This window comes from Ruegeria aquimaris (assembly GCF_025751555.1).
Lineage (GTDB): Bacteria > Pseudomonadota > Alphaproteobacteria > Rhodobacterales > Rhodobacteraceae > Ruegeria_B > Ruegeria_B aquimaris.
Map to the genome: position 1 here is coordinate 18,195 of NZ_JAOWLB010000016.1, position 22,925 is coordinate 41,119.

General features: G+C 64.1%; 23 protein-coding genes and 1 riboswitch. Of the genes, 11 read left to right on the forward strand and 12 right to left on the reverse strand.

Going from position 1 to position 22,925, the window contains the following annotated elements:
* Positions 1–19 precede the first annotated feature (19 nt).
* The 10 genes from OE747_RS18150 to OE747_RS18195 all read right to left on the reverse strand — a co-directional run bounded on the left by OE747_RS18150 (position 20) and on the right by OE747_RS18195 (position 9,098).
* Entirely contained in the window at positions 20–295 is a 276-nt protein-coding gene (locus OE747_RS18150) for a hypothetical protein (RefSeq protein ID WP_263829957.1), read from the reverse strand.
* Positions 252–1,763, reverse strand: coding sequence for a nitrite reductase (locus OE747_RS18155; RefSeq protein WP_263829958.1), 1,512 nt, complete (start codon positions 1,761–1,763; stop codon positions 252–254). Before OE747_RS18155 ends, OE747_RS18150 begins: the two co-directional genes overlap by 44 nt.
* A 100-nt stretch (positions 1,764–1,863) precedes the next feature.
* On the reverse strand, positions 1,864–3,075 hold the full coding sequence (nirJ, locus tag OE747_RS18160) for a heme d1 biosynthesis radical SAM protein NirJ (protein WP_263829959.1): 1,212 nt from the start codon (positions 3,073–3,075) through the stop codon (positions 1,864–1,866).
* Between the two features lie 6 nt (positions 3,076–3,081).
* Entirely contained in the window at positions 3,082–3,567 is a 486-nt protein-coding gene (gene ahbB, locus OE747_RS18165; protein WP_263829960.1) for a siroheme decarboxylase subunit beta, read from the reverse strand.
* Complete coding sequence (locus OE747_RS18170) at positions 3,564–4,013, reverse strand: Lrp/AsnC family transcriptional regulator (RefSeq protein WP_263829961.1); 450 nt, start codon at positions 4,011–4,013, stop codon at positions 3,564–3,566. Before OE747_RS18170 ends, ahbB (OE747_RS18165) begins: the two co-directional genes overlap by 4 nt.
* A complete protein-coding gene (gene ahbB, locus OE747_RS18175; protein ID WP_263829962.1) occupies positions 4,010–4,999 on the reverse strand; it encodes a siroheme decarboxylase subunit beta in 990 nt (329 codons plus the stop codon). Before ahbB (OE747_RS18175) ends, OE747_RS18170 begins: the two co-directional genes overlap by 4 nt.
* A 5-nt stretch (positions 5,000–5,004) precedes the next feature.
* Complete coding sequence (locus OE747_RS18180) at positions 5,005–6,150, reverse strand: cytochrome D1 domain-containing protein (RefSeq protein ID WP_263829963.1); 1,146 nt, start codon at positions 6,148–6,150, stop codon at positions 5,005–5,007.
* Positions 6,147–6,431, reverse strand: coding sequence for a c-type cytochrome (locus tag OE747_RS18185; RefSeq protein ID WP_263830033.1), 285 nt, complete (start codon positions 6,429–6,431; stop codon positions 6,147–6,149). Before OE747_RS18185 ends, OE747_RS18180 begins: the two co-directional genes overlap by 4 nt.
* A 58-nt stretch (positions 6,432–6,489) precedes the next feature.
* Positions 6,490–7,263 (reverse strand): uroporphyrinogen-III C-methyltransferase, encoded by a 774-nt coding sequence (gene cobA, locus OE747_RS18190; RefSeq protein ID WP_263829964.1) that lies wholly within the window; start codon positions 7,261–7,263, stop codon positions 6,490–6,492.
* 89 nt (positions 7,264–7,352) lie between these two features.
* Positions 7,353–9,098 (reverse strand): cytochrome D1 domain-containing protein, encoded by a 1,746-nt coding sequence (locus OE747_RS18195; protein WP_263829965.1) that lies wholly within the window; start codon positions 9,096–9,098, stop codon positions 7,353–7,355.
* 164 nt (positions 9,099–9,262) lie between these two features.
* On the opposite strand from OE747_RS18195, the gene OE747_RS18200 reads away from it, so the two are divergent.
* A complete protein-coding gene (locus tag OE747_RS18200) occupies positions 9,263–10,435 on the forward strand; it encodes an NnrS family protein (protein WP_263829966.1) in 1,173 nt (390 codons plus the stop codon).
* An 8-nt stretch (positions 10,436–10,443) separates the two neighbouring features.
* On the opposite strand, the gene OE747_RS18205 is transcribed toward OE747_RS18200, so the two are convergent.
* Together OE747_RS18205 and OE747_RS18210 are read right to left on the reverse strand one after the other, a co-directional pair.
* Positions 10,444–11,412, reverse strand: a complete 969-nt coding sequence (locus tag OE747_RS18205) for a zinc transporter ZntB (protein WP_263829967.1) — start codon at positions 11,410–11,412, stop codon at positions 10,444–10,446.
* A gap of 62 nt (positions 11,413–11,474) precedes the next feature.
* Complete coding sequence (locus OE747_RS18210; protein WP_263829968.1) at positions 11,475–12,032, reverse strand: manganese efflux pump MntP; 558 nt, start codon at positions 12,030–12,032, stop codon at positions 11,475–11,477.
* Positions 12,033–12,111: 79 nt separating this feature from the next.
* Positions 12,112–12,208, reverse strand: a riboswitch (yybP-ykoY riboswitch).
* A 183-nt stretch (positions 12,209–12,391) separates the two neighbouring features.
* Between OE747_RS18210 and OE747_RS18215 the strand changes: the two genes are divergently transcribed.
* From OE747_RS18215 to OE747_RS18260, 10 genes are all read left to right on the forward strand, one after another.
* Positions 12,392–12,844, forward strand: coding sequence for a c-type cytochrome (locus tag OE747_RS18215; protein ID WP_164132043.1), 453 nt, complete (start codon positions 12,392–12,394; stop codon positions 12,842–12,844).
* A 15-nt stretch (positions 12,845–12,859) separates the two neighbouring features.
* On the forward strand, positions 12,860–14,227 hold the full coding sequence (locus OE747_RS18220; protein ID WP_263829969.1) for a cbb3-type cytochrome c oxidase subunit I: 1,368 nt from the start codon (positions 12,860–12,862) through the stop codon (positions 14,225–14,227).
* 5 nt (positions 14,228–14,232) lie between these two features.
* Positions 14,233–15,042 carry a CbbQ/NirQ/NorQ/GpvN family protein gene (locus OE747_RS18225; RefSeq protein WP_404818339.1) on the forward strand — a complete coding sequence of 270 codons (810 nt, stop codon included), beginning with the start codon at positions 14,233–14,235 and terminating at the stop codon, positions 15,040–15,042.
* An 8-nt stretch (positions 15,043–15,050) separates the two neighbouring features.
* Positions 15,051–16,967, forward strand: a complete 1,917-nt coding sequence (locus tag OE747_RS18230; RefSeq protein ID WP_263829971.1) for a nitric oxide reductase activation protein NorD — start codon at positions 15,051–15,053, stop codon at positions 16,965–16,967.
* A complete protein-coding gene (locus OE747_RS18235; protein ID WP_263829972.1) occupies positions 16,964–17,512 on the forward strand; it encodes a cytochrome c oxidase subunit 3 in 549 nt (182 codons plus the stop codon). Before OE747_RS18230 ends, OE747_RS18235 begins: the two co-directional genes overlap by 4 nt.
* 5 nt (positions 17,513–17,517) lie before the next feature.
* Entirely contained in the window at positions 17,518–17,820 is a 303-nt protein-coding gene (locus OE747_RS18240) for a cytochrome C oxidase subunit IV family protein (RefSeq protein ID WP_263829973.1), read from the forward strand.
* 269 nt (positions 17,821–18,089) lie between these two features.
* The gene (locus OE747_RS18245) at positions 18,090–18,863 is read left to right on the forward strand and encodes an inositol monophosphatase family protein (RefSeq protein WP_263829974.1); all 774 of its coding nucleotides are present in this window, start codon (positions 18,090–18,092) and stop codon (positions 18,861–18,863) included.
* Positions 18,864–18,866: 3 nt separating this feature from the next.
* On the forward strand, positions 18,867–20,549 hold the full coding sequence (locus tag OE747_RS18250; RefSeq protein ID WP_263829975.1) for a Na/Pi cotransporter family protein: 1,683 nt from the start codon (positions 18,867–18,869) through the stop codon (positions 20,547–20,549).
* Between the two features lies 1 nt (position 20,550).
* Positions 20,551–21,390: an EamA family transporter gene (locus OE747_RS18255; protein ID WP_263829976.1), complete on the forward strand. Its 840-nt coding sequence runs from the start codon at positions 20,551–20,553 to the stop codon at positions 21,388–21,390.
* A gap of 88 nt (positions 21,391–21,478) precedes the next feature.
* Positions 21,479–22,780: an NAD(P)/FAD-dependent oxidoreductase gene (locus tag OE747_RS18260; RefSeq protein WP_263829977.1), complete on the forward strand. Its 1,302-nt coding sequence runs from the start codon at positions 21,479–21,481 to the stop codon at positions 22,778–22,780.
* The last annotated feature ends 145 nt before the right edge of the window (positions 22,781–22,925 follow it).

Genomic DNA, 22,925 nt, shown 5'->3' on the forward strand with positions numbered 1-22,925 from the left:
GGTTTCTTTTTGCCATGGGTCAGGTTGCCGCCTCGTCCAGCAGGTGCCGCAGCCAGCGCCCGGCCAGCCAGGTGGCGGGAATGCCCAGGGGCACCGACCAGAGCAAGGCCGCGACCGGCGACAGCGGCATCCAGCCAAGGGCGCGCAGCATCAGCGCGCCCATGTAGAGGTTGATCGCGACCGTCGTCGCGACCGCCGGATAGAGAAGCAGCGCCAGTTTCCACACCGGCCAGCGGCCCTCGGTATCCGGCTCAGTGGCTGGTGCCTTCGGAGAAGGTGATCTTGTTCCAGACATTGTATTTCCCCGAGGGTTTCTTCATCGGCAGGCGGCGCACCTCTTCCAGCGTTGCGGCGTCATAGACGATGACCGCGCCGTCCTCCTCCCAGACCGAGACCAGCGCGTATTTGCCGTCGCGGGTGAATTCCACATGCGCCACCGTCTGGCCCGGCGCCGGGCGCAGGGTGCGCACGATCTCGAGGCTCTGCTTGTCGATCACATGCATCGCGTCCTTGTTGGGGCCAAAGAACACGTCGGCCCAGAAATAGGGGGTGTTCTCGTGGCTGCGCAGGAAGAATCCCGGCCCTTCGGTGGCGATGGTGGCGATGCGGGTCCAGCTTTCGGTGTCGATGACGCTCAGCTTGCCCTCTTTCAGATGCGGCGTGGCCATCACCCGGCGTCCGTCGCGCGCCCAGCTGATGCCCGAGCCCAGATGCGGCATGCCCTCCAGCGGCAGTTCGGCAATCTCGCGGCCGACGTTCAGGTTCACCACCACCCCGCGCACCCCGTCGCGCGCGGCGCCGATCAGGTTGCGGTAATCGTCGGAGAAGAAGAAATCGTCGAGTGGCTCGGAGATCTCGATCCGGCGCCGGGCGAACAGACCTTCGGACGAGGGGATCGCCTCGACCATGCCTTTTTCGCGGGAGTGTATGAAGCCCTCGTAAACCGGGTCGGCATCGGGGTCTGTCGCCACCTCCCAGATCTCGGGCGCGTCCTTGAGCGCCAGGATGAAGCTCTGCCGTTGCGGGGCCTGATAGACGGCCGAGACCCGGCTGGGCGTGCCATCCTTGGCGGTCACCTTCATGACCTTCGCCACCGACAGGTCCTCGGTGCTCAGCAGGGTCAGCGACATCGGCAGGTAATTGGCTACCGCCAGCCATTTGCCGTCATGGCTCATGGCGATGTTGCGGCTGTTGAGCCCCGCGCGCACCCGGCCCACCTGTTGCAGCGACCAGAGGTCGTATTTCTGCACCCAGCCGTCGCGTGACATGATGAAGACATAGCGCCCGTCCGGGCTGAACTTGGGCCCGCCATGCACGGCGAACGGCGTTTCGAACCGGTCGAGCACGTCGAAGGTGTCGCCATCCAGCACGCTGACATGGTGATCGCCGGTTTCCACCACCAGGGTGATGTTCATTGGATCGGCATCCCAGACCGGCGCAGTGGCGGCCACATAGTCGCCGTCCAACACCCGGCTTGCCTTGATCTCGGCCTCGCCCCAGGCGGGGATCTCGGCCAACGGTTCCTTCACATACTCCGCCAGCGCGGCGATGGCCGCTTCGTCCAGCGTGTCCGAGAACCCCGGCATCTGGGTCGCGGTGCGGCCCTCGCGGATCACGGCGGCCACTTTCGGCCCGCGCATCCGGCCCAGCGTCTCGGGGATCAGCGCCGGCCCCAACCCGCCCAGCCGCGCCGCGCCGTGGCAGCTTGCGCAATATTCGGCATAGTCCTCGGCCGGTCCCGCCGCCACGGGTCCCGCCAGCATCAGGGCACAGACCCCATATTTCACTTTGCTCCAAATACTCCCGCCGGAGGCTCCCGCACGCGCGACAGGCACAACAGGTGCGGCTCCTAGCGGGCGGGTGTCAAAAGAACTGATGCGCCGGGTCATGTCTCTTTCCTCGGAACGGGGTGACGGTCAGGCGGTCCGAACCCGTGACACCGATCTCGGCATCCGACAGGTAACAGGCCGGGTCCTCGGCCCAGGGATCGCCGGTCAGTTGCAGGGCGCGGATGCGGGTATTGCCGCCGCAGACATCCTTGAGCGTACAGGCCCCGCAGCGGCCCTTGAGCGGGCGGGGGCGCGTGCGCAGCAGCGCCAGCATCGGGTCGTCGCCGGTCCAGAGCTGCGAGAACGGTGCCGTCTTCACGTTGCCCACCGTGTAGTCGGACCAATAGGTATCGGGATGCACCCGACCAAGATTGTCGATATTGGCCACGCCCAGCCCGCTGGAATTGCCGCCCCAGGCGGCCAGATGGGCGCGGATATGCGCCGCCCGCTCGGCGTCGAAATTGCGCCGCACCCAGTCCAGGAAGTAACCCGCGTCGGCGTCGTTGTTGCCGGTCACGATATCCAGAGGCATGTCCTCGGCGGCCGCCACCCAGGCGCGGTCCAGCAGCAGGTCCATGGCGTGGCGGGTGCGCAGATGCGCCGCATCCTCGCCCCGGTTCTTGTCGCCGCGCCCGGCATAGACCAGATGGCTGAGATAGAACTTGTCCACCCCCTCGTCATCGCAGAGCTGCAAGAGATCGGGCAGGTGGTGCTGGGTGCCCTCGGTCAGGCAGAAGCGCAGGCCAACCTTGATGCCGCGCGCCTTGCAGGCGCGCACCCCGCGCAGGGCATCGGCAAAGGCGCCCTCGACGCCGCGGAACCAGTCATTGGTGGCGCCGATCCCGTCCAGCGAGATGCCCACATAGCTAAAGCCCACATCGGCGATGCGGTCGGCGGTCTCGCCGTGGATCCTGGTTCCGTTGGTCGACAGCGCCAGCATCGGCACCAGTTGGCGCGCGCGCAGGGCGATGTCGAAGAAATCGAACCGGTCGAGCGGCTCGCCCCCGGACAGGATGATCGCGGGCACCTTGAACCGGCCCAGATCCTCCAGCGTCTCCATCGCCTGTTTGTGGCTCAGCTCGCCGGGAAAATCCACATCCGCCGAGACGGTATAACAGTGGCGGCATTTCAGGTTGCAGCGCCGGGTCAGGTTCCAGATCACCACCGGTTTCACCGGGCCGGGACGGCGCTGGCACACCGGGGTCGGTTCGACCAGTTGATGCATGTATTCGGTCAGGCGGAACATGAGGTCTCAGCCTTTCTGTTTCAGGCGCAGCCCGGTCTTTTTCAGGATGCGCGTGGAATAGAGGATGTCATGCCCCCGGCAGGCCGACCCAAGGATCGCGGCGATTTCGCCGCGCTTGGCCTCGACCTCGTCGCGGGTAGCGCCATGCACCATGGCAAACAGGTTATAGGGCCAGTCGGGCAGTGCGCGGGGGCGTTCATAACAATGGGTGACATAGGGCAAGGCACCGATCTGCGCGCCAAGCCCGGCGATCCGGGCGTCGTCGACATCCCAGACGGTCATGCCGTTGGCGGTCATGCCCAGCTTGTAGTGGTTGGGTGCGGCGGCGATGCGACGGATCACGCCGCGCGCCTTCAACTCGGCGATACGGTGCAGCAGGGCCTCCTCGGTCAGGCCGGTCTGGCTGGCGATGGCCGCAAAGGGACGCGGCACCAGCGGCAGGCCTTCCTGCATTGCTGCGATGATCTGCCTGTCCGTATCCGAAATGCTCATGCCGCCACCCGGAAGCCGATGAAAAACTCTTGCAGTTTGGGAAAGCGCAGGACCGCGATCCCGGTTTCCCGTTCGATCGCATCGGCGGTCACCTGTATTCCTTCGGGCGTTTCCGTTGCCAGGACGAACCACATGTTGAGCCGGTGCGTGCGTTCATAATTATGCGCCACCTCCGGATGGGCATTGACTTTGGTCAGGACGGTTTCAAAAACCGCCTCCGGCACCTCCATAGCGCAAAGGCAGAAGGCGCCGCCCATGGCGGCTGCGTCGAAGAACGGGCCGAACCGGGTGATCACCCGGCTCTGCTGCATCCGCGCCAGGCGCGCCAGAAGGTCGGTTTCCGCCAGCCCCAGCTCGGCGGCGACCGCGGCATAAGGCTCAGGGCAGAGCGGCAGATCGTCCTGCATAAGGTTCAGGATCCGGCGATCGGTGTCATCCAGTGTCATGCGGCCTTCTCCTTGGGTTTGATCAGGGCACCGGTCTGTTTGAAGCAGCGGGTCGAGAACAGGACCTTGTGCGGGGCTCCAGCCAGTTCCGGCAATGTGGAGGCGCGGCCCAGAACCTCTTCCGCTTCGCTGCGCGAGCGGGCGTGGATCATCGAGTAGAGGCGATAGGGCCAGATACCGGGCACGGGGCGCCGTTCGTAGCACAGGGTAATACCTGGGCAGGCGGCCAGCGCGGGACCGGCTGCGGCGATGGCATCGGACGGCAAATCCCAGACCACCATCGCGTTGGAGGACCATCCCAGCGCGCGGTGGCGCACGATCACGCCCAGCCGCGCGATGATCCCGGCCGCCTGCATCGCCCGGATGCGGGCCATGACATCGCCGGTGTCGCGGTTTAGCTCTTCGGCCAGGGTCGCATAGGGGTTCGAGACCAGCTGCAACCCCGATGTCAGCGCCTGAAGCAGATCCGTGTCGCCGGGCCGCAGGGCGGAAACGTCGGTCTCGCGGCGGGCAGGAACACGCGGCGTCGCCGCGCCCATGCGGAACCCCAGATCCACGTTGAAGGGACGCACAAGTGGCAGGTCGAGCACACGTAGGCCGGTCCGCGCGCCGATGCGCGCCAGCGTGGCGTCCACATGCGCCCGGTCCGGGCCGGTGGCCACGAACCAGAGGTTCCAGTCATCCTCGCGCTGGTAATTGTGGTTCACGCCCGGTTCCGCGCCGATCAGCGCGGCGATTTCCTCGACCTGATCCTCGGGTGCTGCGACGGCGGCCAGGGTGCTGGCCGAGGCGGTGCCGGGCGCCACGGTGGCGCCGACGCGGGTGATCCGGCCAGAGGTGCGCATCCGCTTCAGACGGGCGATCACGTTGCTTTCGCTTTGCCCCAGTTCTTCGGCGATGTTCAGAAAGGGGCGGTCGGTGATCGGAAAGTTGCGTTGCCAGTCGTCCAGCAGGGCGCGGTCGATGGGATCGGTGATATGGCACATGGCGGTCACAACCCTGTTTTATGCGCCCGGGCGGTGAAGAAGATGCCCGAGGGGCTCTCCGCCTCTATTTCGCGCAGTTTTTCAAATGTCCGCGTGTCGTAGATCATGATGCGGTTGGCATCGCGGACGCTGATCCAGATCTCGTGCCCGCGCGGCGTGAACTCCATATGCAGGACCGCTGGGCCGGGCTTGAACTCGTGGATCACCTCTTTGGTGACGGTGTCGATCACCTGGATCGTGTCGTTCAGCGGATGGGCGAAGTTGACCCAGACCTGCCGCCCGTCGGGGCGCGCCATGGCAAAGACCGGTTGACCATACGTCTGGGTGCGCCCGGTTTCGGTCAATGTGTCGGCGTCGATCCACAGAACCTGGCTGTGACCAACGGCGGGCAGCACAAATTCGCGCCCGGTCAGCGCCCAGCCTTCGAGATGCGGCATCTTGTAGACCGGCATTTCCTGCTCGCCCCGGCCATAGCCGGGCAGAACGCGGATCGGTTCGGGGGCCTCAGACCAGAGGTCCAGCGCGGTCAGCCCATCCTCGCCGAACAGGCCGGTGATATAGGTGCGGCCATTCCCGGTGATCAGCGCGTCATAGGGGTTCTTGCCCATGCCGGGAATGGTGGTGATCTGCGGCGGCGTTTGGGAGAAGTCGGCAATCCAGCTTTCGCCGGTATCCCAGACGGTAAAGACAAACCGGCGCCCCGGCGCATCGACCAGCCCGATGGTCTTGCCGCCGGTGGGGAGGTCGGCAACCATCTCCAGCGTGTCGGCGTCAAAGACGCGCACGCCGCCCGGTTCATAGTTGGACACGGCGACCAGCCTGCCGTCATCGGAGATGGCGCCGCCGATGGCGTTGCCCGATTGCACGACGCGGCCCACGATCTGGCGGGTGGTGATATCGAGTTTGGTCAACCCGCCGTCGCGGCCAAAGACATAGGCGAAGCGTTCGTCGGGGGAATAGACCAGCGAGGCATGGGACAGATCGCCCAAGCCCTCGATCCGGGCGAGCGCGGCGCGGTCGGACTGATCGACCAGAAGGACCGAGCCGGTGGCGCGCTCGATCACCAGCCCCAGATCTCCGGTGGCGATGGTTTCGGCGGCGGCGGTTCCGGCCCATAGAGCCGCGACAAGGGCGAGTGCGAAAGGTTTCATTTGCCCTCCGGGTTTTGCAGATAGCGGGCGATCCATTCGGCCTCTTCCTCGGTCATCAGCGGCCGCCAGGGCGGCATGGCCGTGTCAGGGATGCCGTCGAGGATCACCGAGGTCAGGACCTCGGGGTCATAGTGCTGCAACGATTCGGCGCGCAGGTCGGGGCCAAGTCCGCCCTTGAGCGTCAGCCCATGGCACGAGCCGCAGTCCTGCTGCACCAGACGTTTCAGGGCGGCGGGGTCGATGGCATCGGCGGCAAAGGCGGTGGTGGCGAGGAACAGCATCGTCAGGGCCAGCGCCGGGGCCGACCTGTCCGGTTTCTGGGTGCGGATCAACGGAACGTCATCCATGGGCCGCCACCTGATCCATCAGGTCGTGAAAGGAATGTTCGGCATAGAGCGAAACGACCTGGCCGATGATGAAAAGGGTGGGCGCGGCCAGATCGGCCGTGCGGGCATCGGTGGCGATCTTGTCCAACCGCGATACAAGCCGACGCTCCTGTGCCGTTGTCGCCTGGCTGACAGCCAGAACCGGCGTTGCGGCGGGCAGGCCTTCGGTCATCAGGCCCATAGCGATCTGTCCGATATTGGCCACGCCCATATAGACGACAAGGGTGCTGTCGGGATCGGCGAGGCGCTTCCAGTCGAGGTCCAGCACCCGGTCCGCCTGTCTGTGGCCGGTGACATACTGGACCGAGGTCGCCAGCCCGCGATGGGTCAGCGGCACGCCGGTGGAACTGCTGGCGCCCTGCGCGGCAGTGATGCCGGGGGCGTAATCGACCGGTACGCCATGGGCCAGAAGATGCGCGGCCTCTTCGGAACCGCGGCCAAAGATCATCGGATCGCCGCCCTTGAGACGGGCGACCACATGACCGGCCATCGCTTCTTCCAGCAGGATCTGGTTGATCCGGTCCTGTGGTACGGGATGGCATTTGGGAGATTTGCCCACCGGTATCATGCGGGCATCCTTGGGGGCCATCGCCACGATCTCGGGGCTGACCAGCCGGTCATAGACCACCACCTGGGCCTCTTGCAGCATCCGCAGGGCGCGCAGGGTCATCAATTCGGGGTCTCCCGGACCCGCTCCGATCAGGTGAACTTTTCCGGCGATATGCATGGCTGGCTCCGTCAGGTTGGGGCGACTGGCTGGAGAAGGGACAGAAAGGGCGGACCAGGGACGCAACCGGGCCCGCCCGTGGTTCGACGTCAGTAGACGTCGGACCGAGTGTTATAGACGTTGAACTTGCCGGTCGGGGTGATCAGGCGCGGGTCCTTGATCACGGCCTTGAGTTCCAGCGTCTTGTCGTCGACCACGACGATGGCGCTTTCCAGGTCCTTGGCGTTCCAGACCGAGAACCAGATCTCGTTGCCTTCCTGGTTGAACTCGCCTTGCACGACGCGGGGCTGGCCCTCGCCGATATCGGCCCATTCCACGATCGGAAGCACGGTGTATTCCGGCTCTTCCTGGGTAAGATCACCCAGCTTGAAGACCGCGACCGAGCCCGAGATTTCCGCATCCGGGTTCAGCGGCGCATCGACATAGAGATGCTCCGAGGTCGGGTGCGATTTCACGAAGAGCGAGCCACCGCCCTGTGCATAGAGGGTCTGCACGACCTTCCAGGCGTGGTCGGGGTGACCTTCGGGATCGGTGCCGATCAGCGCCACGGTTTCATCGCCGAGGTGCGAGGTTGCCCAGACCGGGCCATAGGTCGGGTGCATCAGGTTGGCGCCCCGGCCCGGGTGCGGTGTCTGACCGCCGGTTTCAACCAGCGCGGTCAGGGTGCTGTCCTTGGTATCGACCACGGCGACCTTGCCACGGGCGTTTGCGGCCACCAGGAAGTAGCGCTTGGAACTGTCGAACCCGCCATCATGCAGGAAGCGTTCGGCCTCGATCTCGGTCACCTTGAGGTTCTTGATGTCCGAATAATCGATCATCAGGATCTTGCCGGTTTCCTTGACGTTGACGATGAACTCGGGGTTGTAGTGGCTGGCCACGATGGAGGCCACGCGCGGTTCCGGGTGATAGCTCTGCTCGTCATAGACCATGCCGCGGGTCGACTTGATCTTGAGCGGTTCCAGCGTGTCGCCGTCCATGATCACGTATTGCGGCGGCCAGTAGGAACCGGCGATGGCATATTTGTCCTCGAACCCCTTGAATTTCGAGGTCTCGATCGAGCGCGCCTCGGAGCCGACCTTGATCTCGGCAACGGTTGCCGGGGTTTCCATCCACAGGTCGATCATGTTGACCTTGGCGTCACGGCCGATCACGAAGAGATAGCGGCCCGAGGCCGAGATCCGGCTGATATGGACGGCATAACCGGTGTTGATCACGGCATGGATCTTGTAGTTTGCACCGTCGATCAGCGCCACCTGGCCGGAATCACGCAGCGTGACCGAGAACAGGTTGTCGATGTCGATATCGTTCATCTTTTCGGTCGGGCGATCCTCTGGCGCGACCAGAACTTTCCAGGTTTCGCGCATCTCGGCCATGCCGAATTCCGGCGGCGAGGCCGGATCGAGCAGGATGTAGCGCGCCATGATGTCGATTTCTTCCTCGCTCATCTCGCCCGAAGTACCCCAGTTGGGCATCCCGGCAGGCGAGCCGTAGGTGATGAAATCGCGCAGGTATTCATAGCCCACGTCGCGGGTGATGTCGGTGGTCAGCGGCTTGCCGGTGGCCCCTTTGCGCAGCACGCCGTGACAGCCGGCGCAGCGCTCGAAATAGATCTTGTTGCCGATGTTGTACTCTTCCTGGGTCATCACCGGGTCGCCTTCGCGGCGGCCGGGAATTTCCAGGTTCAATTGACCAAGGGTGGTCATGCTTGGCTGATAGGCAGAGCCTGCATCAGACCCGTGGGTGTCCTGTGCGGCAACCATGGGTGCGGCCAGACCGAGCGCCATCGCGGCGCTTGTCAGGAGCAGGGATCTGCGAATGGCTTTGGTTGGTCTCATAACGGTATCTCCGTCGAAGGCTGGTGAGGCAGGGTCGAGACTGACACCGCCGGGACGGGTGATCCTTGACTTTCGTTAAGGCGCCGCCTGTTGCCGCTGGCAATTCTGGGTTCAGGATCAGCGAACAGATCGCCGCACAGCGTCACGCGGCACAGGAGACACGTATGCCTGCCTTTATCCGATTGTTTTCCGAAGGTTTCCGGGTGTTTTTCCTGGCCGCGGGGCTTTATGGCCTGTTCACCGGTCTGGTCTGGACGCTTTACATTGCGGGCGATGGGCCGGGATTGGGCGATACCCCGACCCTGTGGCACGCGCATGAGATGATATTTGGCTATGCCACGGCGGCCATCGGCGGATTTTTCCTGACAGCCGTTCCGAACTGGACCGGTGCGCCGGGCGCGCGGCAGGGGTTCATCGCGCTGGCCGCCGGATTGTGGTTTCTGGGGCGGCTTGCCGTCTGGTACGCCGGCGTCTTGCCGCCGGTGCTGGTGGCGGTCGTGGACCTGGCCTTTCTGCCGGTGCTGGCGCTGAAGATCCTGTCGCAGCTGGTCAAGCGGCCAAAGCCGCAGAACCTGATGTTTCTGGTCTTCCTCGGTTACCTGTGGGGTGCGAATCTGTCGGTGCATCTTGACTGGCTGGGCGCGGATGTCGGCGACGCCTCATCCGGGCTGCGCGCCGGGCTGATCACATTATGCGCGCTGATCGCTGTCCTTGGCGGGCGGATCACGCCCGCCTTTACCCGCAACGCCATGAACCGCGCGGGCGTGCCCGAGGCGAAATGGCCGGTGTCCCGGCCTGTGCTGGAGCGCGCGGGTCTGATCCTGGCGCTTGTTCTGCCCGGTCTCGTCCTGATCGATCTGTCACAGACGGCGACGAGTTTTGTGGCGCTTGCATTCGGTATCGTTCTGGCGCTGCGCCTAGCCGGGTGGGCGGGGGTGTGGTGCCGGAGCCAGCCCATCCTGCTGTCGCTGCATGTGGCGCTGGCGATGCTGGCGCTTGGCATGGTGGCCTGGGGTCTGTCGGGCTTCGACCTGATGCCCGATCTTGTGGGGATTCACCTGCTGGGCATCGGCGGGGTGGGCGGCATGACCCTGGCGGTGATGAGCCGCGCCGCCCTTGGCCATTCCGGGCGGCCTCTGGTGGCGCCCCAACCGATGGCCTGGGGCTATGGCCTGATCGCGGTTGCGGCGCTTATGCGCTGGTTCGGGACAGAGGTGGCTGACTTCTATGGCCCGGCCATGCTGGCCACCGGAGTTCTCTGGGTCGCGGCCTTTGCGCTGTACCTCACATCCATGTGGCCCGCCCTGACTCAGCCACGTGTGGGCAGGCCGGGGTGATCACCCGGTCACAGCCATTTCAGTGCACGGAACACCAGGAAGATCCCAAGGCCGACCGCCAGCGAGCCGCCGGACAGGAACCAGAAGGCCAAAGGTGACTCGGTGCCCGGCATGCCCGCGATATTGACGCCGAACAGCCCGGTCAGAAACCCCAGCGGCAGGAATACGGCCGCGACAATCGACAGGATGAAACTGTTGCGCCCGAGAATGCGCACCTGCTCGGAGGCGATCTGGTCCTGAACCGCGACCAGCCGGTCGCGGGTGGCGTCAAGCTCTTCGATGGTGCGGCGCGTCCGGTTCACCGCTTCGCGCAACTCGGTGATTTCCGACGCGTCCAGCAGGCGCGATTCGTTGCGCAGCAGCGCGTCGAGGGCCTCGCGCTGCGGGTGCAGGAACCTGCGCATCTTGATCACGGTCAGACGCAGCGCGCTGAGATCGTCATGCAGGGCAGACGCGCCCTCCAGGGCGCGTTCCTCCAGCCCGTCGGTCTGGTCGTCCAGCTCCAGAGAGACCAGTTCGATGCGGTGCGACAGCCCGTGCAGAAGCTCGGCCAGAAATCCGCCAACTGTTGCGGGGCCAGTGCCTTCGATGGCGCGGCGCTGGATCTCGTCCGTTGCCCAGATGCGCCTTGTCCGGGAGGAGATCACCGCATTGGGCAGGATCCACATCCGGAGCGAGACCATGTCCTCGATATTCGAGCCGGGGTTCAGGTTCACGCCCCGCAGGTTCAGGATCAACCCCTCGCCCAGCACGTCGCAGCGCGGGCGGGTTTCAGATTGCAACAGGGCAGAGGCCGCGATGGGCGGAACGTTCTGTTCGATCCAGCGGCGGGTCTCGGGCCTGCCCAGATCCAGATGCAGCCAGCGAAAGGCGGTGCCGTCGCCGGGGGTTGGGGCGGGCCAGTCATCGGTGACGGGCCGTGACTGACCGCCCGTGAAATCAAAGGCGCAGATCGGTGCAAGTTTCTGGTCGGCCATGGCTGTCCCGGTCCGGTTTTCGTCAACCCTGTGGTTCTGCGGCGGCGAGGTCCAGCGAAAAATCAGGTAGAGAGGTGATCGGCGAGGATCGCGCAGCCCAGCCCGATCAGCACCAGCCCGCCCAACAGTTCGGCCCAGCCGCCAAATCGCTGCCCCAGGTATCTGCCCGCCAGAACGCCGGCGGTGCTCAGGATTAGGGTACTGATCCCCACCGCCAGGGCAACCGCAACGATATTGACTTCGAGCAGGGCCAGCGAGGCGCCAACCGCCAGCGCATCGACCGAGGTGCCAATAGCCGTCGCCAGCAAGGCCGCCGTGCCGCGCCCAGCCGAAGGGAAGGGAGCGGGGGGCTTTACCCCTTGCAGGGCCATCCGCAGCCCGACCGCCATCAATAGGGCGAATGCGATCCAGTGATCGACGCTTGCAACATGGGACAGGGCAGCAACGCCAAGACCCCAGCCGATCAGGGGCGTTACCGCTTCGACCGTGCCAAAGACCACTCCGGTGCGCAGCGCCAGCCCGATACCAGCCGACGGGCCTCTGGCACCCCGTCCAAGCGAGGCGAGAAAGGCGTCGAGCGAGAGGGTGACGGCCAGAAGGCCGATGGCGAAACCTGTCATGGTGCATATCTCCGGGGCCTTACCGGGTGACGGCCGGACTCTGCCCACCGAGTCCTGTCACCACGGTCTTGCAAGGCGCGGGCCGGTGGCCCGGGCTGACTGCGCCACGCGCGTCCGCGCGAGTGTGTTGACGCAATCCCGCATCGCTGCGGCTGCTACTCCCCGATGCGGCTCAGATAAGAACATGTGCCGAAAATGTCAATGATTACAGATGCATATGCTTCTGCGAGGCATTTGCAAAATGATCCGGAGCGGCCCCGACCAAACTCCATTGTCCCGGTCTTGACTTTGGTTAAGGCGGCTGGACCCGCCGCAGTCGATGATCGCCGCACCAGAAACGCGGCGCAAAGGAGAGCGCAATGCGCGAAGTCATGACAAAAAGCATGGCCCGCAACATATTCTATGGCGGGTCGTTGTTCTTCATTATCATCTTTCTGGCTCTGTCAGCCCATTCCCATCGTTACATCACGACCACTTCGACAAACGCGGAAACCCTGACCGCCAGCGTCGCGGCCGGGAAACATGTTTGGGAAAAACACGCCTGCATCAACTGTCACTCGATCCTGGGCGAAGGCGCATACTTTGCGCCCGAGGTCGGGAACGTGATGACACGCTGGGGTGTTCAGGACGACCCCGAGCTTGCCTTTGAAACGCTCAAGGGCTGGATGGAGTCGCAACCGACCGGGATCGAGGGCCGGAGACAGATGCCAAGGTTCAACCTCAGCGACGAGGAAATCCGCCAGCTTGCCGATTTCCTGCTGTGGACGAACACGATCGACACCCAGGGCTGGCCGCCCAACGAGGCGGGCTGAGAAGGGAGCGGAGACATGAAATACGAATCCCAGAAAATCGCCCTTGTCTACTTTGCCGTAGCGATGGGCCTGTTTGCGATCCAGGTGCTGGGCGGTCTGCTCGCCGGCTGGATCTATGTGGCGCCCAACACGCTGAGTGAACTGCTGCCGTTCAACATCGTGCGGATGCTGCACACCAACTCGTTGATCGTCTGGCTGATCACCGGGTTCTTTGGCGCCGCCTATTTCCTGATCCCGGAAGAGGCGGAGCGTGAAATCCACTCCACCAAGCTGGCCTATCTGCAACTGCTGATCCTGGTGGTCGGCACGCTGGGCGTGGTGGTGACCTATGTCTTCAACCTGTTCGAGGGCAACTTCCTGCTGGGCAAGGAAGGGCGCGAATTCCTGGAACAGCCCAAATGGGTCAAGGCAGGCATCGTGGTGGCGGCGCTCATCTTCCTTTACAACGTGTCGATGACTGTGCTGAAGGGCAAGAAGACCGCGATCACCAACATCCTGCTCTTGGGTCTTTGGGGTCTGGCGCTGCTGTTCCTGTTCAGCTTCTATAACCCGTCGAACCTGGCGCTGGACAAGCAGTACTGGTGGTACGTCGTCCACCTGTGGGTCGAAGGCGTTTGGGAGCTGATCATGGCCTCGATCCTGGCCTATCTGATGCTCAAGCTCACCGGCGTTGACCGCGAGGTGGTCGAGAAATGGCTTTATGTCATCGTCGCCGCCGCGCTGTTCTCGGGCATCCTGGGCACTGGCCACCACTACTACTGGATCGGGACCCCTGCATACTGGCAGTGGATCGGGTCGATCTTCAGCTCGCTCGAGGTGATCCCCTTCTTCGCGATGATGGCCTTTGCCTTTGTCATGGTCTGGAAGGGCCGCCGGGACCACCCGAACAAGGCCGCTCTGCTGTGGTCGCTGGGTTGTGCGACGCTCGCCTTCTTTGGCGCCGGTGTCTGGGGCTTCCTGCACACGTTGCACGGGGTGAACTATTACACCCATGGCACGCAGATCACCGCGGCCCACGGGCACCTGGCATTCTTCGGGGCCTATGTGTCGCTGAACCTGGCCATCTTCAGCTATGCGATGCCGATCCTGCTGAACCGCGATCCCTATAACCAGGTTCTGAACATGGCCTCCTTCTGGCTGATGAGCAGCGGCATGGTCTTCATGACCTTCGTGCTGACATTCGCCGGGACGATCCAGACCCACCTGCAACGGGTCTTGGGCGACTACTTCATGGACGTGCAGGATCAGGTCGCGATCTTCTACTGGATGCGCTTCGGATCCGGTCTGGTGGTGGTGATCGGTGCGCTGCTGTTCATCTACGCCATGTGGGTGCCGCGCAAGGAAATCATCGAACGCGGCGCAACTGAAACACCGGCCGAGTAATGGATATGGATGGAACAATGAACATCGGAACGGGGGCGGCAGCCGCCCCCTTCTACCTCCCGCAGGGCGATGAATGCGATGTCTTCACCGCCGCGTATTCGAACAATCTGCCGGTCCTTCTGAAAGGTCCGACCGGCTGCGGCAAGACCCGCTTCGTGGCTCATATGGCCGCCAAACTGGGCCGCCCGCTTTACACCGTGGCCTGCCATGACGATCTGGCCGCCGCCGATCTGATCGGGCGTTACCTGCTCAAGGGCGGCGAGACGGTCTGGGTCGACGGGCCATTGACCCGTGCGGTGCGCGAGGGCGCGATCTGCTACCTCGACGAGGTGGTCGAGGCCCGCAAGGACGTGACCGTGGTGCTGCACCCGCTGACCGACGACCGCCGCATCCTGCCGATCGACCGCACCGGCGAAGAGCTGGAGGCCGCGCCCGGCTTCATGCTGGTTGCCTCCTACAACCCCGGCTACCAGAACATCCTCAAGACCCTGAAACCCTCGACCCGGCAACGGTTCCTGTCGCTGGAATTCGACTTCCCCTCGCCCGAGCTGGAGGCGCGCGTCGTCTCCGAGGAAAGCGGCCTGCCGCTGGACCGGTGCAAACCGCTGATCCGCCTCGCGGGCAAGCTGCGCGGGCTCAAGGGACAGGATCTGGAGGAGGGGGTTTCCACCCGCCTCGTCGTCTATGCCGCGACGCTGATCGCCCAGGGCATGCCGACCGAACGCGCCATCCTGGCCGCGATGGTCGAACCTCTGACTGATGACGAGGATATCAAACGCGGGCTCCTCGATCTGACCACCGCCGTCTTTGGGTGAGGCCGGTGATGGTCAAGATCGACTTTGAGCCATGGGAACCCGAGGAGACAATCGGGAAACTGTGGCACAGCCTTGCCAGCCGTCTCGATGCACCCTTGGTGCACGAAGGAGCCGCGGTCGACCTGTCAGAGGTCGCGGGGCGGCTGGCCGTTCTTTTCCGGGGTCTGGGCGGCAAGCCGAGTGTCGAACTGCGCCCCGTTTCCCCGGAACTGTCCCGCCATCGCCTGAGCTGGCGCCGCAAGCTGGCCACCGAGGCCGAGATCCTGCCGCGGGCCTCTTTCGATGGCGAGGTTCTGCGTTTGCCGGACCGGCTGGCGGTCTATCCCGTGCGCGAGGCGAACGGGGCGCTCTATGTCTGGCTGGCCGCAGCCGCCGCACATGCGGATACGCGGATCGACGAATCCGACCCCCTGCGCGCCGATCTGAATGCATTGGTGGCCGCGCAGGCCATGGTCGACGCCACGCTGGACAATGCACCGGGCCTGCGTCCGCTTTATGCCGAGCTGTGCCGGGGCCTGTTGCATCATCGTGAAACCCCCGCCCTGCCGCCCGACGAGGCGGCGGTCGAAGAACTGATCCGCCATATGCTGGGCGATCCTTCGCAACTTTCGGCCCGGGCCGTGCGGATACAGGCGGGCGAGGTCACCGCGCCGCGCGGTTATCAGCCGTTCCGCCCGGTGCCGCTCTGGCCTGAACTGCGCGCGGTTGCGTTTTCCGAACATCACGAGGTCGAAAGCCGCGATACCGAAGGGCCGCCCGAGGAGTCGAACGAAAAGACCCACCGCGCCCGCCGCCGCAAATCCGATCAGGCCGCGCGCAACGACAGTTTCATCCTGCACAAGTTCGAAGCCATCCTGAGCTGGGCCGAGTTCCTGAACCTCAATCGCCGGGTCGATGACGACGATCCCGACAACGCCAAAAAGGCCGCTGACGATCAGGACGAGATCGGGTTGGGTCAGGTGTCCAAGGCGCCGCCGACCCGGTTGAAACTGCATCTCGATCTTGCGCCCGAGGACGTCGACCGCGAACGGCTGTCGGGGCGTATCCTGTATCCCGAATGGGACGTCCGGACAGGCCAGTACCTGCCGGATCATGTCAACGTCCTGACCTCGGACGCCGATATTCGCGACGACGCGGTGGAGTTTGCCAAGGATCCGGCCACCGCCCGCCGCATCCGCGCGGTCCGACGCCAGTTCGAGGCGCTGCGCCCCGGACGGGTGATGACCCGCGGCCATCTGGACGGCGACCAACTGGATATCGAGGCTGCCGTTCGGGCTGAAACCGACCGCCGCGCCAATGGCGAAGGAAACGAGCGGGTCTGGCTGCAATCCCGGCCGCAGGCGCGGGATCTGGCGGTGTCGATCCTGCTCGACGTCAGCCGCTCGACCGAAAGCGCGGTCACCGGTCGCGCCGTGATCGACATCGAGCGCGAGGCGCTGGCCGCGCTGGCCTGGGGGCTGAACGCCTGTGGCGACGATTTCGCCATCCATGCCTTCAGCTCGCTGAAACGGCACCGCGTCTATGTGCAGCGCTGCAAGCGGTTTGACGAGGCGATGGGGGCGCAGGTCGAACGGCGCATCGCTTCGCTGCGGCCCGGTCATTACACACGGCTGGGCGCGGCGGTGCGCCATGCCTCGGCCGATCTGGCCAGCCAGGCACGCAAGCGCCGCCTGCTGCTGGTCATCACCGATGGCAAGCCCAATGACCTTGACCATTACGAAGGCCGCCACGGGATCGAGGATACCAGGCAGGCCGTTCACGAGGCGCGCCGCGCCGGGCAATCGGTGTTCGGCGTCACCATCGACAAATCCGGCAAAAGCTGGTTTCCCCGCATGTTCGGGCAGGGCGGTTTCGCCGTCATCCCCGATCCGCATCGCCTGACCATGGCGCTGCCGCAGATCTATCGGCAATTGGTCGGGGCATGAAGCAGACTTCAGGGATCGACGCGCTGCCCGGCGAGTTGCTGATGTGGGTGCTGATCTTCAGCGAGCTCTTGGTGTTCGGCGTGGGCCTCTTGGCCTTCATGGCTGTCCGCCTGACCGATCCAAGCGGCTTTGCCGAGGCGCAATCGGCGCTTTACCGGACCGGCGCGGCGTTGAATACCGCCGTGCTTGTCACTTCCGGCTTTCTGGCGGCCAAGGCGCTGGAGTACCGGCGCAAGGATCGCCGGGCGCAGGCCCGGCTCTCGCTGGTGGCGGCGGCGGCGCTGGGATGTGTGTTCCTGATCGTGAAAGGCGCCGAATATGCTGGCAAGGCGGCGCAGGGGATCAGTTACGAGACCCACCCGTTTTTCATGTTCTACTATCTGCTGACCGGTTTTCACGCCGCGCATGTGTTGGCGGGTGTGATGGTTCTGCTGCTGGTCGCCTGGCGCGACGAGACCGGAAACATAGAGGCGGGCGCACAGTTCTGGCACATGGTCGATCTGATCTGGGTCCTGCTGTTTCCCGTTGTCTATCTGTTGGGATAAGGATCGTGACTGCCCCGAACCCCACTGACAATACCCCGCGTCACGGCCACAGGCCCGGTCTGACCACGGCCTGGCTGGCCTTGCTGGTGCTGAGCCTTGCATCGACAGGGGCAACTGTTTTGCCGGTGCCGCAACAGATCGTGGCCACCGCCGTCCTGGTGTTGGCGCTGATCAAGGCGCGTGTGATCCTGGCCCGATATCTGGAGCTTTCCGCCGCCCGGTCGTGGCTGTCCGGGCTGAGTGTGGTGATCGCCGGTTTCTTTGCACTGGTGCTTGGCCTGTTCCTGATCTACCCGGCGGCATTGTAGATACGCTACGGCCTGACCGGTTTTGACCGGATCAGAGCGATGACTATCAGGATCTCTGTACAAACGGGCATAAATCGTGCAAAATCCCAAATAAAGCAACAAAACCGGACGTGAATGATGGCGCGCGCCAGATTTGTTGCCAGCACCGGTGGGAACACAATCTTTATGAGAGATAACAGGGTTTGCAATAGGCTGAACTCAGGCGGATGCGGCTTTGTCCTGCTGGACCGCCCAGCCATATCGGGTATCCCTGGACGGGAGCAGGGCAGATGCTGACGGGTCATGATTTCGCCGCGCATGCCGAGGTGATCGCCGAGAAGGCCGCCGAAATCGCGCGCGGGTATTTTCGCGGCCAGTTGCATGTCGAACTCAAGCGGGATGAAAGCCCCGTCACCCAGGCCGACAAGGCGGTCGAGGAGATGGTCCGAGACTATCTGGCCGAGCATTTCGCCGGACACGGCATATTGGGCGAGGAGCATGGGGTGACGGCCAGCGACTCCCGGTATCTCTGGGTCGTGGACCCGATCGACGGCACCCGGTCCTTTCTGACCGGACACCCGCTCTTTGGCTTCCTGCTGGCCCTGCTGGACGATGGCGTGCCTATCCTGGGGGTCATCGGGGCGCCGGTCCTGCGCGAAACGCTGATCGGCATTCCGGAGCAAGGCGCGACGCTGAACGGATCGGCGATCCGGGTGTCCGGGCAGACAAGGCTCGATGCGGCGCGCCTGTTCGTGAATGAGGGCGAAAAGATCCATCGAGATCACCCCGCTATCTTCGGGCGGTTGATGGGCTGTGGTCAGACCCGGCGGTTGAGCTATGACTGTTATCCGCATGCCCTTGTGGCGATGGGGCATGCCGATGCCGTGGTCGATTACGACCTGCAACCCTATGACTACATGGCGTTGTCTGCGGTTGTGCGGGCGGCGGGCGGAGAGATTTCCGACTGGCAGGGAAACCCGTTGACCTTGACCTCGGACGGGCGCGTTGTGTCTGCCGCGTCGCCCGAATTGCATCGCGACCTGCTTGATCTCTTGAACGGCTAGACCATGGCGATATTCGCATTTCTCCTCCAGTTGGCCGGTGCCACCATGCTGTTGCTGTTCGCGGTGCGAATGGTGCGGACCGGGATCGAGCGCGCCTATGGCGCCTCGTTCCAGAGGGTCATGACCAGTCGGCAAGGCGCCTTGCGGTCCAGCATCGTCGGCCTCTGCATGGCGATGATCCTGCAAAGCTCGGCTGCCGTCGCCTTGCTGACCTCCGGCTTTGCGGGTGCCGGACTGCTGGGATTTGGCCAGGGTCTGGCCATTGTGCTTGGCGGCGATCTGGGCTCCGCGCTGATCATTCAGGTCCTGTCCTACCGGCTGGACTGGCTGGTGCCGCTGCTGCTGGCGGTTGGCGGCTGGCTTTTCGTCAAGACCGAGGCGCGCAAGGCACGCCAGTTGGGCCGGATCCTGATGGGCGTCGCCTTCATCCTGATTTCCCTGCGTTTTCTGCGCGAGGCCATGGATCCGATCCGGGACAGCGCATTCCTTCCCGCCGTCGCCGAATACTTGGCCCGGGACTATGTCACCGCCTTTATCGTGGGCGCGGCGCTGGCCTTTGTCATGCATTCCTCGGTCGCCGCCATCCTGATGTGCGTGACCCTGGTCCAGATCGGAGCGATCCCCTTTGTCGCGGGTCTGTCGCTGGTGCTTGGGGCGAACTTTGGCAGCGCCTTCATCCCCGTCTGGCTGACAAGGGGTATGCCGATGACGGCGCGGCGCATTCCCTTTGGCAATCTGGCGCTGCGCGGCACCTGGGCCGTTCTGTGCCTGTTTGCCGTGAACATGATCATTGCGGGCGGTCTGGATGTCGCAGGCTACGGGGGGCAGATGCTGGTCAACGCGCATCTGGCGTTCAACGCCTCGCTGCTGATCCTGGCCTTGCCTTTCTGTTCGGCGCTGGAAGCGCCGCTGACACGGCTGTTGCCCGAACCGGTCGACCCTATGAGCGCCGAGTCGCTGTTGAAGCGGCACAGCAATCTTGACCCCGCCCATATCGGCAGCGCTGCTCAGGCGCTGTCGAGCCTGAAACGCGAATTGCTGGTGATGACCGATCTGGTCGATGCCATGTTCCGGCCGACGCTGGGTCTTTACCGCGATGGCGACAAGGCGCGGATCAAGGCGGTGCAAGCGCTGGATGAAGAGGTCAACGAATGCCTGTCCGGCATCCGTCGGTTCGTGGCGGCCTTGCCGGTCGAGACCATGGGCGAGGAAACGGCCAAGATCGCCCGCGACATGCTGGAATATGCGGTACGCCTGGAAACCGCCGGCGACGTGGTCGCCCGGCGTCTGACGGTGCTGGCGGGCGAACTGCGCAAGACCGGCAAGAGCTTCTCTCGCGAGGGGTGGTCCGAGCTTCAGAACATGCACGAGACGATCATCGCCAACCTGAAACTGGCTTCGAATGTGCTGATTTCCGACGATCTGGAAAGCGCGCGCCTGCTGAGCCTGGAAAAAACCGAGCTGAAACGCGCCGAGCGTGACAGCCGCAAGCGCCATTTCAAACGCTTGCAGAACGGTGAGAAACAAAGCTTCGAGACCAGCGACATTCACCTTGAGACCCTGCGCGCGTTGCGGGAGTTCAACAGCCATATCTCGGCGGTCGCCTATCCGATCCTGTATCACAATGGCCAGCTGCTCGAAACGCGGCTGATCGAAACCCTGCCACGCGGACAGGAAGACGCCTGATATGACCCCTTCGGTGGTTTTGATCATTTTGTCGGCGGCGCTGCTGCACGCGGTCTGGAATGCCATCGTCAAGAGCGCGGCGGACAGGACAACGATGCTGGGTCTCGTCGCCTTTGGCCATGTGTTGGCGGGGGGCGTGATGGTGATCCTGCTGCCGCCGCCCGCGCCGGAAAGCGTGCCCTATATCCTGCTCTCGACCGTGATCCATTTCGGCTATTACTACATGCTGGGGCAGGCCTATCGGCATGGCGATCTGAGCGTCGTCTATCCGATCGCGCGCGGGATCGTGCCCGCGCTTGTCGCCCTTTGGGCGATGCTGCTCTTGGGTGAGGTGCTGCCGCTTCAGGCCTGGCTGGGCATCGCCACCATCGCCCTGGGCATTCAGATCAGCAGCTGGGCGGCGCTGCGCCATGGGGTCGGACGTACCGCGCTTGGCTTTGCCGTTGGAACAGGCCTTTGTATTTCGGCCTATTCGGTGGTGGATGGCATCGGTGTCCGCCTGTCGCAGAACACGCTGGGCTATTGGGCCTGGGGTGCGCTTCTGCATATCTTCATTGCCGGATTTGTCGCGCTGCGCAAACGCGCGGCCCTGCCCGGGCTGAAACCGCGCGTCTGGATGGTGGGGATCGTCGGCGGGCTGGTGTCGATGACGGCCTATGGTCTGGTTCTGTATGCCAAGAACTTCGCCCCGCTGGGCGCGGTTTCGGCGCTCCGCGAGACCTCGGTCATTTTCGCGGCCCTGATCGGGTTTGTCTTTCTTGGCGAGGGCAACTGGAAGCGACGGCTGGGCGCGGCGGTTCTGATGGCTGTCGGCGTGGCCCTGATCGGCACCAGCGGGTGACGGCAATCACCACAAAATAATTTGATCATATCTGGCGGAAACTCCTCCGGGCTGCTATGTCTGTCGGCAAAAGGACAGGAAACTGCCGATGGATCTGCTGACCGTAAACGACCGCCAGGGGCATTACCCGCCCTCGTATTATGCCGCCCGGGCCAAGCCGTTGGAGCCCTTCGCCGAGGCGCAAGGGGCGCTTGCCTGCGACGTCTGCGTGATCGGCGGCGGCTTCACCGGCTTGTCGGCGGCGCTGCATCTGGCGCAGCGGGGCTATGACGTGATCCTGCTCGAGGCGCAGCGCGTGGGCTTTGGCGCATCTGGCCGCAACGGCGGCCAGGTGGGACAGGGCCAGCGGGTCGAGCAGGCAGAGCTGGAGAAGATGGTCGGCCCGGATCACGCCCGCGCCCTGTGGCAGATCGCGCGGCAGTCGGTCGATCTTGTGCGGGACCTGTCGACCTCGGATCTGGTGCATGCCGATTTCCATCCCGGCATCATCCACGCCGATCACCGGGAACGCTTCGTGCGCCACAGCCACGACCATGTCCGCCACTTGCAGGATACCTACGGCTATACCAATATCCGCGCGCTGGACCGGGAAGAGATGCGCCATCTGGTGGCCTCGGACGCCTATTTCGGCGGCTGCATCTACGAGGATGCGGGCCATATCGATCCGCTGGAATTCGCACTTGGCCTGGCGCGGATGGCGGTCGCCGCCGGTGTCCGGATCTTTGAAGGGTCCAAGGTTCTGTCGCTGACCGAGTCGGACCCGGCCAGGGTCAAGACCGCCGAGGCCGAAGTCACCGCCCGTTACGTGGTCATGGGCTGCAACGGCTATCTCGGGCGTCTCGACGACCGGGTCGCCGCGCGGGTCATGCCGATCAACAACTATGTCGTCGCGACCGAACCGATGACGCCCGAGCGGCAGGAAAGCCTGATCCGGGGCAATGTCGCGGTGGCCGACAGCAAGTTCGTGGTCAACTACTTCCGCTTCTCCGACGACCACCGCCTGCTGTTCGGCGGCACGGAAAGTTACAGCTATCGCTTCCCCAGGGATATCGCCTCCAAGGTGCGCAAGCCGATGCTGGAGATCTTTCCGCAACTGGCCGATATCCGGATCGACCATGCCTGGGGCGGCACGCTGGGCATCACCATGAACCGGATGCCGCATTACGAACGGCTGGCGGGGAATATCCTCAGCCTGTCGGGCTTCTCCGGCCATGGGGTGGCGATGGCGACCCTGTCGGGCCAGATCGCCGCCGAAACCATCGCCGGACAGGCCGAACGCTTTGACGTCATGGCCAGTGTGCCGACGCCCAGCTTTCCCGGCGGCCCCGCCTTGCGGACCCCGTTGCTGATCCTGGCCATGCTGTGGTTCAGCCTGCGCGACAAGATCTGACCCGACGCAAGGGCGAGATAGAGAAATCTCGCCCAGCGTGCAAAAAGGAAATTGCCAATCACTTCGTTGCACTCATAGGATGAGCCGCAGTTTCAAGTGATAGGACAAAACCTTGCTTTGGTATGATAGTCGCGCGCAACGTTTG

Excerpts from the sequence above, each read along its gene's own strand:
- ahbB (WP_263829960.1), bottom strand. The coding sequence starts at position 3,567 with ATGAGCATTTCGGATACGGACAGGCAGATCATCGCAGCAATGCAGGAA.
- OE747_RS18180 (WP_263829963.1), bottom strand. The coding sequence starts at position 6,150 with ATGAAACCTTTCGCACTCGCCCTTGTCGCGGCTCTATGGGCCGGAACC.
- OE747_RS18210 (WP_263829968.1), bottom strand. The coding sequence starts at position 12,032 with ATGACAGGTTTCGCCATCGGCCTTCTGGCCGTCACCCTCTCGCTCGAC.
- OE747_RS18205 (WP_263829967.1), bottom strand. The coding sequence starts at position 11,412 with ATGGCCGACCAGAAACTTGCACCGATCTGCGCCTTTGATTTCACGGGC.
- OE747_RS18220 (WP_263829969.1), top strand. The coding sequence starts at position 12,860 with ATGAAATACGAATCCCAGAAAATCGCCCTTGTCTACTTTGCCGTAGCG.
- OE747_RS18255 (WP_263829976.1), top strand. The coding sequence starts at position 20,551 with ATGACCCCTTCGGTGGTTTTGATCATTTTGTCGGCGGCGCTGCTGCAC.
- OE747_RS18250 (WP_263829975.1), top strand. The coding sequence starts at position 18,867 with ATGGCGATATTCGCATTTCTCCTCCAGTTGGCCGGTGCCACCATGCTG.
- OE747_RS18170 (WP_263829961.1), bottom strand. The coding sequence starts at position 4,013 with ATGACACTGGATGACACCGATCGCCGGATCCTGAACCTTATGCAGGAC.
- OE747_RS18150 (WP_263829957.1), bottom strand. The coding sequence starts at position 295 with ATGTCTGGAACAAGATCACCTTCTCCGAAGGCACCAGCCACTGAGCCG.
- ahbB (WP_263829962.1), bottom strand. The coding sequence starts at position 4,999 with ATGTGCCATATCACCGATCCCATCGACCGCGCCCTGCTGGACGACTGG.
- OE747_RS18155 (WP_263829958.1), bottom strand. The coding sequence starts at position 1,763 with ATGCTGGCGGGACCCGTGGCGGCGGGACCGGCCGAGGACTATGCCGAA.
- OE747_RS18245 (WP_263829974.1), top strand. The coding sequence starts at position 18,090 with ATGCTGACGGGTCATGATTTCGCCGCGCATGCCGAGGTGATCGCCGAG.
- OE747_RS18215 (WP_164132043.1), top strand. The coding sequence starts at position 12,392 with ATGCGCGAAGTCATGACAAAAAGCATGGCCCGCAACATATTCTATGGC.
- OE747_RS18230 (WP_263829971.1), top strand. The coding sequence starts at position 15,051 with ATGGTCAAGATCGACTTTGAGCCATGGGAACCCGAGGAGACAATCGGG.
- OE747_RS18235 (WP_263829972.1), top strand. The coding sequence starts at position 16,964 with ATGAAGCAGACTTCAGGGATCGACGCGCTGCCCGGCGAGTTGCTGATG.
- OE747_RS18225 (WP_404818339.1), top strand. The coding sequence starts at position 14,233 with ATGGATGGAACAATGAACATCGGAACGGGGGCGGCAGCCGCCCCCTTC.
- cobA (WP_263829964.1), bottom strand. The coding sequence starts at position 7,263 with ATGCATATCGCCGGAAAAGTTCACCTGATCGGAGCGGGTCCGGGAGAC.
- OE747_RS18195 (WP_263829965.1), bottom strand. The coding sequence starts at position 9,098 with ATGAGACCAACCAAAGCCATTCGCAGATCCCTGCTCCTGACAAGCGCC.
- nirJ (WP_263829959.1), bottom strand. The coding sequence starts at position 3,075 with ATGTTCCGCCTGACCGAATACATGCATCAACTGGTCGAACCGACCCCG.
- OE747_RS18260 (WP_263829977.1), top strand. The coding sequence starts at position 21,479 with ATGGATCTGCTGACCGTAAACGACCGCCAGGGGCATTACCCGCCCTCG.
- OE747_RS18185 (WP_263830033.1), bottom strand. The coding sequence starts at position 6,431 with ATGCTGTTCCTCGCCACCACCGCCTTTGCCGCCGATGCCATCGACCCC.
- OE747_RS18200 (WP_263829966.1), top strand. The coding sequence starts at position 9,263 with ATGCCTGCCTTTATCCGATTGTTTTCCGAAGGTTTCCGGGTGTTTTTC.